Source organism: Kitasatospora purpeofusca, from assembly GCF_000718025.1.
Lineage (GTDB): Bacteria > Actinomycetota > Actinomycetes > Streptomycetales > Streptomycetaceae > Kitasatospora > Kitasatospora purpeofusca.
In genome coordinates, this window is record NZ_JODS01000007.1 from 181,600 (window position 1) to 193,390 (window position 11,791).

The 11,791-nt window shown below is 75.2% G+C and carries 15 protein-coding genes; 9 read left to right on the plus strand and 6 right to left on the minus strand.

The window, feature by feature from the left end:
• The first annotated feature begins 44 nt into the window (after positions 1-44).
• The 4 genes from IF01_RS0113520 to IF01_RS0113535 all read left to right on the plus strand — a co-directional run bounded on the left by IF01_RS0113520 (position 45) and on the right by IF01_RS0113535 (position 3,404).
• Positions 45-737: a hypothetical protein gene (locus IF01_RS0113520; RefSeq protein ID WP_030393610.1), complete on the plus strand. Its 693-nt coding sequence runs from the start codon at positions 45-47 to the stop codon at positions 735-737.
• Between the two features lie 211 nt (positions 738-948).
• Positions 949-1,650: a VC0807 family protein gene (locus tag IF01_RS0113525; RefSeq protein ID WP_030393611.1), complete on the plus strand. Its 702-nt coding sequence runs from the start codon at positions 949-951 to the stop codon at positions 1,648-1,650.
• A 184-nt stretch (positions 1,651-1,834) separates the two neighbouring features.
• On the plus strand, positions 1,835-2,575 hold the full coding sequence (locus IF01_RS0113530) for a tyrosine-protein phosphatase (protein WP_051755292.1): 741 nt from the start codon (positions 1,835-1,837) through the stop codon (positions 2,573-2,575).
• 67 nt (positions 2,576-2,642) lie between these two features.
• A complete protein-coding gene (locus IF01_RS0113535) occupies positions 2,643-3,404 on the plus strand; it encodes a Clp protease N-terminal domain-containing protein (protein WP_030393613.1) in 762 nt (253 codons plus the stop codon).
• Positions 3,405-3,524: 120 nt separating this feature from the next.
• Here IF01_RS0113535 and IF01_RS0113540 read toward each other — a convergent pair whose 3' ends face one another.
• Together IF01_RS0113540 and IF01_RS0113545 are read right to left on the minus strand one after the other, a co-directional pair.
• Positions 3,525-4,016, minus strand: a complete 492-nt coding sequence (locus IF01_RS0113540) for an NUDIX domain-containing protein (RefSeq protein ID WP_051740454.1) — start codon at positions 4,014-4,016, stop codon at positions 3,525-3,527.
• A gap of 64 nt (positions 4,017-4,080) precedes the next feature.
• Positions 4,081-4,518 (minus strand): SRPBCC family protein, encoded by a 438-nt coding sequence (locus IF01_RS0113545; RefSeq protein WP_030393615.1) that lies wholly within the window; start codon positions 4,516-4,518, stop codon positions 4,081-4,083.
• 170 nt (positions 4,519-4,688) lie between these two features.
• On the opposite strand from IF01_RS0113545, the gene IF01_RS0113550 reads away from it, so the two are divergent.
• The gene (locus tag IF01_RS0113550; RefSeq protein ID WP_244215498.1) at positions 4,689-5,051 is read left to right on the plus strand and encodes an STAS domain-containing protein; all 363 of its coding nucleotides are present in this window, start codon (positions 4,689-4,691) and stop codon (positions 5,049-5,051) included.
• Here the strand turns inward: IF01_RS0113550 and IF01_RS0113555 are convergent.
• The 3 genes from IF01_RS0113555 to IF01_RS0113565 all read right to left on the minus strand — a co-directional run bounded on the left by IF01_RS0113555 (position 4,956) and on the right by IF01_RS0113565 (position 6,740).
• Positions 4,956-5,936, minus strand: coding sequence for a sigma-70 family RNA polymerase sigma factor (locus IF01_RS0113555; protein ID WP_078879926.1), 981 nt, complete (start codon positions 5,934-5,936; stop codon positions 4,956-4,958). The genes IF01_RS0113550 and IF01_RS0113555 overlap by 96 nt on opposite strands.
• Before the next feature lie 129 nt (positions 5,937-6,065).
• Positions 6,066-6,329: a hypothetical protein gene (locus IF01_RS0113560; RefSeq protein WP_157855215.1), complete on the minus strand. Its 264-nt coding sequence runs from the start codon at positions 6,327-6,329 to the stop codon at positions 6,066-6,068.
• Positions 6,330-6,473: 144 nt separating this feature from the next.
• Complete coding sequence (locus IF01_RS0113565) at positions 6,474-6,740, minus strand: UBP-type zinc finger domain-containing protein (protein ID WP_030393619.1); 267 nt, start codon at positions 6,738-6,740, stop codon at positions 6,474-6,476.
• Positions 6,741-6,817: 77 nt separating this feature from the next.
• Here IF01_RS0113565 and IF01_RS0113570 point away from each other — a divergent pair, with 77 nt between their 5' ends.
• A complete protein-coding gene (locus IF01_RS0113570) occupies positions 6,818-9,505 on the plus strand; it encodes a lysylphosphatidylglycerol synthase transmembrane domain-containing protein (RefSeq protein WP_157855216.1) in 2,688 nt (895 codons plus the stop codon).
• A gap of 24 nt (positions 9,506-9,529) precedes the next feature.
• On the opposite strand, the gene IF01_RS0113575 is transcribed toward IF01_RS0113570, so the two are convergent.
• Entirely contained in the window at positions 9,530-9,721 is a 192-nt protein-coding gene (locus IF01_RS0113575; protein ID WP_030393621.1) for a hypothetical protein, read from the minus strand.
• A gap of 211 nt (positions 9,722-9,932) precedes the next feature.
• Here IF01_RS0113575 and IF01_RS0113580 point away from each other — a divergent pair, with 211 nt between their 5' ends.
• The 3 genes from IF01_RS0113580 (at position 9,933) to IF01_RS0113590 (ending at position 11,741) form a co-directional block, all read left to right on the plus strand.
• Complete coding sequence (locus IF01_RS0113580; protein ID WP_030393622.1) at positions 9,933-10,400, plus strand: carboxymuconolactone decarboxylase family protein; 468 nt, start codon at positions 9,933-9,935, stop codon at positions 10,398-10,400.
• Between the two features lie 118 nt (positions 10,401-10,518).
• Complete coding sequence (locus IF01_RS0113585) at positions 10,519-11,163, plus strand: class I SAM-dependent methyltransferase (protein ID WP_037779739.1); 645 nt, start codon at positions 10,519-10,521, stop codon at positions 11,161-11,163.
• Complete coding sequence (locus IF01_RS0113590) at positions 11,160-11,741, plus strand: TrmH family RNA methyltransferase (protein ID WP_030393624.1); 582 nt, start codon at positions 11,160-11,162, stop codon at positions 11,739-11,741. The genes IF01_RS0113585 and IF01_RS0113590 overlap by 4 nt, the downstream gene beginning before the upstream one ends.
• Positions 11,742-11,791: the final 50 nt, after the last annotated feature.

Genomic DNA, 11,791 nt, shown 5'->3' on the forward strand with positions numbered 1-11,791 from the left:
CGGGTGCCGCCGAGCACTGCCTGCCCCGACCCCCAGGGACCGTCATGACCACCGCCCGCGAGTTCCACGAACGCGGCCTGCGCGACCACCTCGCGCCCGCGCTCCGGCTCCTGGGCCTCACCGGCGGGCGGCGGACCTTCGCCCTCCCCGACCCGACCCACTGGGCCATGGTCGGCGTGGTCGAGCGGCCCGCCGACGGACGGGTCCGCTACACCTTCGACCTGAGCCTGGTCAGCCGCGCCGACTGGTCCGCCGCGGCCTTCCCCGGTCCGCGACCGGACCCGCGCGCCGTCTACGGCATCGAGTCCTGGCGGTCCCGGATCGGCGAGCTGCTGCCGGTGCGGGAGGACGTCTGGTGGGAGGTGCTGCCCGGGCCGCGCTGGCAGGTCGCGCTGGACGACTCGGTGGCCGCCGTCCGCCACTACGGGCTGCCCGAGCTGCGCCGCCGGCTGGACCGGGAGCGCGGTGACGGCACCGGCGAGACCTATCTGTCCGCCGCCGAACTGGAGCAGGTCAACACCACGCTGCTGGCCGTCCCGGTGGCCCGGATCCAGCGCGCGGAGCTGGTCGGCAGGGTGCTGGTGCTGACCGGCGCCTGGACCCGGGCGGACGCCGCCGCCCGCACCGTGCTGCGCGGCGTCGCCCGGGGATTCCTGTCGGCCGAGGACGAGCGCTTCACCGCCGTGCACTGCGCGGACACCCTGGGCCGGCCGCTCTGGGACTTCGAGCGCAGCTGACCGCAGGTCGGCCCGACGTTGCGTCAACTCGTCCACAGGTCAGGCGTATTCGCAGCTCGGTGGCACTGTCACGGCGCGCACCGTGACAACTGTCATGCGGATCCCGCAACGGACGGCACTGCTGGGCGAGGGGTCCCGCTCGGAACACTGGAGGCACGACGGAGCGGGCAACGCCCCGCCGACCGAGCAGCCAGTCCGGGGAGGACCCACCATGAGCCAGATCGCCGCCGCCGACGCCGTCACCACCGGCGCCGCCACCGCCGTCACCGCCAAGGCACCGCACCCGCTCGTCAGGACCCTCCGCCCGCTCGCCGTCGACATCGCGGGCCCGCTCGCCGCCTTCTACCTCCTCCACTCCGGCCTCGGGACGAGCGAGTTCGCCGCCCTCGCCTGGAGCAGCGCGTTCCCGGTCGCCCGGACCGTTCTCGGCCTGGCCAAGGACCGGACGCTGAACCGCTTCGCCGCCCTGATGCTCGGGGTGAACCTGGTCGGCCTGGTGCTCACCACCGTCAGCGGCGACGCCCGGCTGATGCTCGCCAAGGAGGCCGTGCTCAGCGGCTTCATGGCGCTGGCGATCCTGGGCTCCGCGCTGACCGCCCGGCCGCTGATGTCCGCCGCGCTGCGCCCCTTCCTCACCAAGGGCGAGGCCGCCCGGGAGGCCGCCTGGGACCGGCTCGCCGCCGGCTCGCGGCCGTTCCGCCGCTACGAGCGGCTGTTCTCGGTGATCTGGGGCTCCGCGCTGCTCGCCGAGTGCGTGGCCCGGGTGGCCGGCGCCTTCACCCTGCCGGTGGCGACCATGGCGTGGCTGTCCACGGTGCTGCTGGTCGGCGCGATCGTCGCCGGTTCGATGCTCGGGCAGGCCGCCGCGCAGCCGATGGAGAAGCTGGTCCGCACCGAGGCCGCCGCCGCCTGAGCGGCACCCGGACGCCGACGGACCGCCGACGCACCGCCGACCGACCTCGGACCGCCGCCGACGGACCGCTGTCGGATCGTCACACCCTGATCATCGGACGATCCGAGGAACCATCCCGCTCCACCGGTAGTCCACATAACGAGGGGGTAACGGGACCCCCTCGCCGAGGAAAACGGGGAACCTGATGAGCCGGGCAGACGCGCGCACCACCGCCACCGAGGACCGCACGCTCGTCTGGGACGGCTGCCTCAACGTCCGCGACCTGGGCGGACTGCCCACCACCGCCGGAACCCGCACCACCCGCCGGGCGATCGCCCGGGCCGACAACCTCGACCGCCTCACCGCCGAGGGCTGGGACGCCCTGCTCGACCACGGCGTGCGCACCGTCGTCGACCTGCGCAACATCGAGGAGTACAAGCCGCTCCTCCCGCTCCCCGGGGACGTCGAACTGATCCGCGTCCCGCTGGACGAACTCGCCGGCCCCGCCTGGTGGCAGGCCTACGGCCACCTCGACGGCACCCCGCTCGCCCTGCGCCCCTACTTGGACCACTGCCCGCGCGCCGTCGCCGAGTTGATCGCGACGATCGCCGGCGCCCGCCCCGGCGGACTGGTCGTGCACTGCGGCGCCGGCCGCGACCGGACCGGCCTCGCCGCACTGCTGCTGCTCGCCCTCGCCGAGGTCGAGCCCGCCGAGATCGTCGCCGACTACCTGCTGAGCGCCCCCAACGTCCGCCCCCTCTACGGCATGCTCGGCCTCCCGGACCAGTACCGGCGGATCGACGCCGTGCTCGCCGAGGCCGGCACCACCGCCGAGGCCGCCGTGCACGCCGCCCTCGCCGATCTCGACCCGGTCGCCCGGCTGTCGGCCGCCGGCGTCTCCGCCGCCGACCTCGCGGCCGTCCGCGGCCGGCTGCTGGCCCCCTGAGACTCCAACTCGCCCCATCGTCAACCGATGGTTGACGATTCGGTATCGACAACCTACGGTTGACGGCATGGAGAATCCGATCGTTCCCAAGAGCACTCCGCTGCGCCTCGACGACCTGATCGACGCCATCAAGAAGCTCCACCCGGACGCGCTCGACCAGCTCTCGGACGCCGTCATCGCGGCCGACCACCTCGGCGAGCTCGCGGACCACCTGATCGGCCACTTCGTCGACCAGGCCCGCCGCTCCGGCGCCTCCTGGACCGACATCGGCCACAGCATGGGCGTCAGCAAGCAGGCCGCCCAGAAGCGCTTCGTGCCCAAGGACCCGGCCACGCCCAACGACCTCGACCCCAGCCAGGGCTTCGGCCGGTTCACCGACCGGGCCCGGCACGTGGTGATGGCCTCCCAGGAGGAGGCCCGCCGGGCCGGCAACGCCGAGATCGGGGCCGAGCACCTGCTGCTCGGCCTGCTGGTCGAGCCCGACGGCCTGGCCGCGCGGGCGCTCGTCGGCCAGGGCGTCACCCCGGAGGCGCTGCGCACCGCCGCGACGGCGGCGCTGCCCGCCCCGGCCGCCGAGGTGCCGGCGCTGATCCCGTACGACGCCCGGGGGAAGAAGGCGCTGGAGCTGACCTTCCGGGAGGCGCTGAAGCTCGGTCACAACTACGTCGGCACCGAGCACATCCTGCTCGCCCTGCTGGAGCTGGAGAACGGCGCCGGGGTGCTGGACGACCTCGGTGTGCGGAAGGAGGGGATCGAGCGGTTCGTCGTCGAGATCCTCGCCGCGTTCACCGCCCCGGGCACCGACGGCACCGGCGCCGGGCAGGCGTGACCGGACCGTTCCGGGGGCCGCGGGACGGGCGCGCCCCCGGGACACCGGCGGGGACGGCGGGGACGGCGGGGACGGCGGGGACGGCGGGGACGGCCAGGACGACCGGGACGCCGGTCGCGGTCAGAAGCCCGACACGTGGGTGGTGACGATCCGCACCCGGCCGTCGGCCTTCGCCTCCAGCGCCGCACGCAGCCGCAGCGAGCGCGCCGGGCCCAGGAGTTCGAGCGCCTCCCGGTCCTCGACCCAGCGGTGGTCGTCGAGTTCGCCGGCCGGGACGGTCACGGGGGTGCCGTCCGGGACACTGCCGAAGTCGAACAGGAAGTGCTCGGCCGGGTGGTCGAGTTCGCCCGAGGGGTGGGTCCAGGAGATGGCCAGCAGTTCGCCGGCCTCGCGGACGATGCCGGTCTCCTCCAACAGCTCCCGGGCCGCGCACTCGGCCGGGCCCTCCCCGAGGTCGATCGTCCCGCCCGGGAACTGCCAGTGCTCCCGGTACCCGGCCTTCACCAGCAGGATCCGACCGGACGCGTCCCGCAGGACGCACCCCGCCGCCGCGTAGATCCGCGGCAACGAGGCCAACCACTCTTCACGGGACTTCAACGGCTCGACCGGCACGGCGGGCCCTCCTCGGGCTCTGGGACGATGTGCGCCCCACTCTGCCAGCCGGGCCCCGCCGGCCTCAGCGACGGGCCGCGAGGTGCTCGACCAGCCGGTCGAAGCTGGAGTTGTGGCCGGCCTCGGCCTCCGGGCCCAGGTACATCGCCGGGACGTTCTCCTGCTCCATCCGCACCTCGGTCCGGCCGTCGCCGAGGTCGGTGAGGGTGATCCGGCCGGTCAGGCCGACGCCCTCCTCCAGGAACTCCAGCAGCTCGCCCTCGCGGACCGCCGTGAACCGGCCGCGCACCGGGTAGCGGTCGCCGGTGGCCTCCAGCACCATCGTGCTGTCGAAGCGCCCGCCCACCTCCGGCTCGATGGTCACGGTGTCCAGCGGGACGGTGGTGCCGACCGGGCCCCAGAAGCGGACGAACTGCTCGGGCTCGACGTACGCGCGGAACACCTCGGCCGGGGTGGCGGGCAGCTCGCGGACGATGGACAGGGTGCCGAGGTTCTCGGTCATGGTGGTGGTTCCCTCTGTTCGGTGCACGCGGCCCGGTGCCGCGCTTTCGGAGGGGTAGACCGGGGGCCCGGCGGAAACTCATCGCTCCCCGGCGAAGTTTTTCCGGCGGACTTTCCGGAGAACTTCCCGGCGGGCCGATGAGCCCCGGGCGCCGGACCGGTCTCCCCTGGGTGAAGACCGAGACCCGCACCTCCGCCGCCCCTCCGTTGATCTGCGACCTGGGCGCGCTGACCGCCCCCGACCTGGCCGTGGTCGACGCCCTGGCCCGGCTGCGGCTCGCCGCGGCCCGGCACGGCGTGCGGCTCGTCCTGCGCAACGCCAACGGCCCGCTGCGCGAACTGCTCGCGTTCAGCGGGCTGGCCGCCGTACTGCTCGTCGAACCGGACGAGGAGCAGGACGGCGGGGAGTACTGGGAGGCGTACGGCGGGGAGGCGGGGCTACTCCCCGGCCTCCAGCCGGGGCGGCAGGCCGAACAGCGGGAAGAGCACCTCGGTGTCGAGGAAGTTGGTGACCCCGGTGATCCGGCCCGATGACACCTCCAGCACGATCAGCGACCACGGCTCGTGCCCGCCCGCCGGGCTCGGCCGGTACTGCCCGAACGCCTGGCTGCCGTTGGCCACCACCGGCACCAGCCGGGAACCCCGGCAGCCGGACCCGGGACCGAGCATCCACTCCCGGATGTCCGCGTGCCCGGTCAGCCAGAGCGCGAACGGCGGCATGTTGAGCGTGACGTCCTCGTGCAGCAGCGCCGCCAGACCGTCCATGTCGTACGCCTCGAACGCGGCGACGTACCGGGCCAGCAGCGCCCGGTGGTCCTCGTCCAGGGTCGGGGCCGGGCGGCTCGCGGCGGGGTCGGCGGCGAGCGCGGCCCGGGCCCGCTGGAGCGCGCTGTTCACCGAGGCGACGGTGACGCCGAGCAGTTCGGCGACCTCGTTGGCCCGCCAGCCGAGCACCTCGCGCAGGATCAGCACCGCCCGCTGCCGGGGCGCCAGCCGCTGGAGCGCGGCGACGAAGGCCAGCCGCACCGATTCGCGCTGCGCGGCCACCTCGGCCGGGTCGGCCGTCTCGGGCAGCACCCGGCCGTCCGGCGCCGGGCCGAGCCAGGCGACCTCGGGCAGCCGGGCATCGGTCGCGGTGGCCACGGTGGACGGGCCGGCCAGGTCCATCGGCCGGGCCCGGGCGTTGCGGCCGTTCAGCGCGTCCAGACAGACGTTGGTGGCGATCCGGTAGAGCCAGGAGCGGAGCGCGGCGCGGCCCTCGAAGCCGCGGTGGTGGCGCCAGGCCCGGACCATGGTGTCCTGGACGGCGTCCTCGGCCTCGAAGACCGAGCCGAGCATGCGGTAGCAGTACCCGGTCAACTCCGTCCGGTACCGCTCCAACTGGAGCTCGACCGGCTCCTCCGTCATCAGCTCGGCCATCGCCCGTACCCCCACTCGCCCGCCGCCGTCGATCGTCCCGAACGTACCGCAGGCCACCGACAGCGCCGCCGCGCGCCCCGGACCGGCCCTGACCGCACATCAGGACGGTGACCGGGGCGCGCGGTCGGGTCAGTGCGCGCTGTGCTTCTCGGCGCCGCGGTGGCGGTGGCCCTTGAGTTCGGCGTGCTGCGCGGGCGCGGAGTGCGGGACGGCGGTCGCGGAGTCCCGGCCGCCGTGCCGGAAGGCGGCGCTCGCGGATCCGGCGGCGGCCCGCGCGGAACCGGCCGGGCGGGGCGGGAGCGCGATCGGCATCGTGGCCATCCCCCGGCGCTCCAGCAGCTCCTGGGTGCCGCGGCGGAGCTTGTGAGGGCTCCCCGCTGTTTGCTTGGTCATCGTCGGCTCCCTTCGGCGGCCGTCGGCCGGACAGGCGCCGACCGAGGGCCGTACGGGCGTTATGTCCAGATATGTCGGGAGTTACACCTCAACCCATGGGCACCCGGACGTCAACCCGGTCGGGGCCCCGACCCGGCCGGGCCGTCACCCCATGAGCTCGTGGACGTAGCACCAGCGCCAGTCCTCCCCCTGCTCGTAGGAGCGGATCACCGGATGGGAACTGTTGTGGAAGTGCGCGGTGGCATGCCGCTGCGGCGAGAAGTCGCAGCAGCCGATGCGGCCGCAGTCCAGGCAGAGCCGCAGATGCACCCAGTCCCGGCGCCCCTGCGCCAGGCAGTCGGCGCAGCCGTCCAGGGGTGGCAGGGGCGCGAGGTCCCGGGGTGCGGCGGCGAGGTCTTCGCAGGCGCTCATGGGACGCAGGGTAGTGACGGCGGGCCCGCCCCGCGCCCCGAGACACGCTGCCGGGGGCTCGTGGGAGCATGCCGTCCGTGGGGGATGCGACGGGGAACGCGACAAGCGGCAGGGCCGGCGGCACGGCCGAAGGCACGGACGACAGCACGGGGGGCGACACTTCGGACGGCACAGCGGGCGACACAGCGGGCGTCCCGGCGGACGGCACGGCGGCCGGCCCGCCGCCCCCGCCCGGCCCCCCGGGCATAGCCGCCACCGGCCGGGTCCGCCAGCCGGCCGCGCTGATCCGGCTGCTCGCGGGCCTCGTCGTGATCGCCCTGACCCTGCTGTCCGCCGACTACGCCCGCGCCACCACCAACGGCCTCGCCGAGGACGTCGGCGGCGCCGCCGCCCTGATCCCGCACCCGCTGGGCGGCGTCGCCACCGGCCTCACCACCGCCGCCCTGCTGCTCCTGCCCGGCTGCTCGGCCGCCCGCCGGCTGCTGGCCCCCGGGGCCGACCGGCGGCACGTCCTCCAACAGCTCGCCGACGGCGTGCTGGCCGCCGTCCTGGCGTACGGGGTCACCCTGCTGTTCGCGCTGTGGATCGACGACCCCGCGCCGTTCTCCCTGGTCTCCGCGCTGACCCGGCCGCTGCCCGGCGCCCCGCTCGCCCACACCGAGCCGGTCTACGGCTACCTGGCGCCCGTCCTGGCCTTCCTCACCGCCTCCGCGGCCCGCGAACGCCGGGTGCCGTGGACCGTCCTCACCCTGTCCGCGCTGGCCGGGATCGCCGCCGGGGCGGCCACCCCGACCGCGCTGCTGCTCGGTGTGCTGATCGGCTGGACGGCCGCCCACGGCACCCGCTGGGCCGTCGGCACCCCGGACCCCCGGCCCCGGACCGGCCAGCTGCTGCACAGCCTGCGCGAGGCCGGCCTGCAGCCGGTGTCCGTCACCCCGGACGGCCCGGACCGCTACCTGGTCCGCCAGCACGGGGACCGCCCCGACCTGGACGTCCAACTGCTCGACCGGCAGGCGGTCACCGCCGCCCTGGTCCAGCGGGCCTGGCGCCGGCTGCGGCTGCGCACCGCCCCGCACCCGCGCGCGCTGCGCTCGCTGCGCACCGGCCTGGAGCACGAGGCCCTGGTCTCCTACGCGGCCGTCGCCGCCGGGGTCCGCACCCGCCCGGTCGCCGCCACCGCCGAACTCGGCCGGGACGCGGCACTGGTCGCCTACCGGCGGCTGCCCGGCCGCACCCTGGACGAGCTGGCCGACGAGGAGGTCACCGACGCGCTGCTCGCCGACGCCTGGGGCCAGCTGGCGCTGCTCCAGCGGCGCGCCATCGCGCACCGCGCGCTCGCGCCCTCCGCGCTGCTGGTCGACCCGGCGGGGGCGGTGCACCTGGTGGGACTCGCGGACGGGGACATCGCGGCCGGCGAGCTGGTGCTGCTCAGCGACATCGCCCAGCTGCTCACGACACTCGCGCTGCGCACCGGGGCCGAGCGCTCGGTGCGCGCGGCGGTGTCGGTGCTCGGCCCGGACGCGGTCGCCGCCGCCCTGCCGCTGCTCCAGCCCATCGCGCTGACCCGCGGCACCCGGGCGGCGCTCAAGCAGGCCGCCCGTCGCGACGCCGCGGCGGCCGCGCCCCGGGTGCCGCCGCAGCGCACCGGCCCGGAGGCGCCCGCCGTCGAGCCCGCGCCCGTCGACCCCGCGCCCGTCGACCCCGCGCCTGCCGACCACGCGCCCGCCGACCCCGCGCCCGCCGCGGGACCCGCCCCCGACCTGCTGGACGGCATCCGCGCCGAGGTGCTCCGCAGCCGCCCGCAGGCGCCCGTCCGGCCGGTCCGGCTGGAACGGCTGCGCCCCCGCACCCTGCTCGCCGTCGTCGGCGGCCTGGCGGCCGGGTGGCTGCTGGTGCCGCAGCTGTTCGCCACCGAGCAGAACCCGATCGCGGCCCTCGCCGACGCCGACCCGTTCTGGCTCGCCCTCGCCGTGCTGGCCGCGGCGGCCGGCCATGTCGCGGGGGCGATGGGCTTCGTCGGCTTCGTCCCCGAACGGCTGGACTTCCGCAACGCCGTGCTCGCCCAGGTGGCCGGGTCCTTCGTCAAGCTGGTCTCCCCCGGCGGGGTCGGCGGCGTCGCGCTGAACACCCGCTTCCTCCAGCGGGCCGGCATCCCGACCGCGCAGGCCCTGTCCAGCGTCGGCGTGGGCCAACTGCTCGGCCTGGCCCTGCACCTGCTCCAGCTCGGCGCGTTCGTCTACCTGACCGGGGTCGAGCCCGGCGGCTCCGACCTGGACGCCCTGCCGGCCGTGGTCGGCGGCCTCGCGGTGGCGGGCGTCCTGCTGGCCGCGGTGTCCTCGGTGCCGCCGGCCCGGCGCTGGCTGGCCGCCCGGCTGCGCCCGCTGACCGCCGAGGTGCTGCCCCGGCTGGTGGAGCTGCTGCGCAACCCGGGGCGGCTGGCGGTCGGCTTCACCGGGCAGCTGCTGGTGTCGCTGACCCTGATCGCCTGTCTGTACTGCTGCGCCCGGGCGGTCGGGCAGGATCCGTCCTTCGCCTCGGTCGGGGTGGTGTTCCTGGTCGGCAACGCGGCCGGGAACGCGGCCCCGACCCCCGGCGGGGCGGGCTTCGTGGACAGCGCGCTGGTGGGACTGCTGGAGCGGGCCCCCTCGATGGGGGTGGGCGGCGCGATGGCCGCCGTCGTGCTCTTCCGGCTGCTCACCTTCGTGCTGCCGGTGCTCCCCGGCTGGGCGGCGTTCACCTGGCTCCAGCGCCGCAGGGCGCTCTAGGGCCCGGCGAGGGGTCCCGGCCGGCTACTCCCGGTACTCGTCCTCGTCCAGCGGGACGGTCCGGCTCTGCTCGGCGACGTCCGCGACCTCGGTGGCCGGGTCCGCGCCCAGTGCGCGGCGCTCGGCCAGCTCGTCGTACTCGTCCTCCGCCGCCTCGTTCTCCGCCTCCACGGCCTCGGCGACCTCGTCCAGGTAGTCCTCGTGGTTCTGCGGCATGGTGTCCGTCCTCGTTCCTCGAAGGTTCCTCGGAGGCTTCCCCCGGCCCGTGGGTCCCGCTCGCTGGGGTACTCGCAGTATCCGTCGGCCACCGGCCCGGCGCGACGCGCCACCGGCCCCCCGGCGTGTTGCCCGCCCGGGGAATTGACCCGGGAAAACCGGCCCGGAATGCACCCCGCCCGGGGTGCACCCCGTTCCTAGGCTCGTACCCATGACGAACACCACCACGCACCGGACCACCGCCCGCCTCGACTTCGCCCGCACCGCCCCCAAGGTGTTCCGGGCGATGATCGCCCTGGACGCCGCCGCCCGCGCGGGCCTCGACCCGGCCCTGGTCGAGCTGGTGCAGGTCCGCTCCTCCCAGCTCAACGGCTGCGCCTACTGCCTGGACATGCACGTCAAGGACGCCCGCAAGGCCGGCGAGAGCGACGAGCGGATCTATCTGCTCCCGGTCTGGCGCGAGGCCCCGGAGGAGGTCTACAGCGAGCGCGAACGGGCCGCCCTCGCGCTGGCCGAGGAAATCACCCGCATCGGCGACGGCGTCTCCGACGCGGTGTACCAGCGGGCCGCCGAGCTCTTCCCCGAGCCGGAGCTGGCGCAGCTGATCTCGCTCTGCTTCACCATCAACGCCTGGAACCGGATCAACGTCGCCACCCGCAAGACCCCCGGGACGCCCTGACCCCCGCCGCGCGGGACACGGGCCCCGCCGGGCACCGGGGTACGATCGGAGCCGTACCAGCAGGGCTTACCCACACCTCCCGGTGGCCCCGAGGCCCTTACGAACGACGGGGAAACGCATGTCCGGCTCGCACTACTTCTCCGGTGCACCCGATGTCGCCAGCGAGCGCCGGCCGATCACGGTCACCCTGCCGGACCTCACCCTGGAGCTCAGCACCGACGCGGGCGTCTTCTCCCGCAGCCGGTTGGACCCGGGCACCCGGATCCTGCTGGAGCAGGCGCCGCCGCCCCGGGTGCGCGGCCCGATCCTGGACATCGGCTGCGGCTACGGCCCGATCGCGCTGACCTGGGCGAGCCGCCGCAAGCGGCTCCCGGTCTGGGCGGTGGACGTCAACGGCCGCGCCCTGGACCTGGTCCGGGACAACGCGGAGTCGCTGGGCCTGGGCAATGTGCACGCCGCGCTGCCGGAGGAGGTCCCGGCCGAACTGCGGTTCGCGGCGATCTACTCCAACCCGCCGATCCGGATCGGCAAGGCGGCGCTGCGGGGGCTGCTGGAGCAGTGGCTGGACCGGCTCACCCCGGACGGCTCGGCCTTCCTGGTGGTGCAGAAGCACCTCGGCTCGGACTCGCTGCAGAAGTGGCTGAACGAGCACGGCTGGCCGACCACCCGGCTGACCTCGGTCAACGGGTTCCGGATTCTGGAAGCGCGGCCCCGCCCGACGGCGGGCGAGGGCCCCGAGAGTGGACGAGGGACGACGTCGTGAAGCAGCTCCGCGGGACCGAACTGAAGCGGCTGCACCGCTCCTGGCGGCGTGGCAACGAGTTCCGGCTCGCGATGATCCTGGAGAACCTCCAGTCGCCGTTCAACGTCGGCTCGGTGGTCCGGACCGGCGCCGCGATGGGCGCGGAGAAGCTCTACCTCACCGGTGACACCCCGTCGGTGCGCTCCTCCGGCGCGCAGAAGGCCGCGATGGGCACCGACAAGTACCTGAAGGTGGAGCACTTCCCCACCGTCGCCGAGGCGGTGGCCGCGGCGAAGGCCGACGGCTTCAAGGTGGTCGGCCTCGAACTGGCCGACGAGGCGGTGCCGATGTTCGCCGCCGAGCTGACCCCGGCCGTCGCCTTCGTGCTGGGCCACGAGGACCGCGGCATCACGGCGGACGCGCTCGCCCTCTGCGACCAGGTGGTGTTCGTGCCCCAGCTGGGCCGGGTCGGCTCGCTGAACGTCTCCGCCGCCGCCACGGTGGCCTGCTACGAGGCGCGCCGCCAGGGGTACGCGATCAGCGGCACCCCGGACGGCTCGGACGCCGGCGGCTTCGACATCGACCTCGACGACGAGTGATCCGCCGCCGGCGGGAGGGCGCCCCTCCCGCCGGCGGACCGGCTCGGATC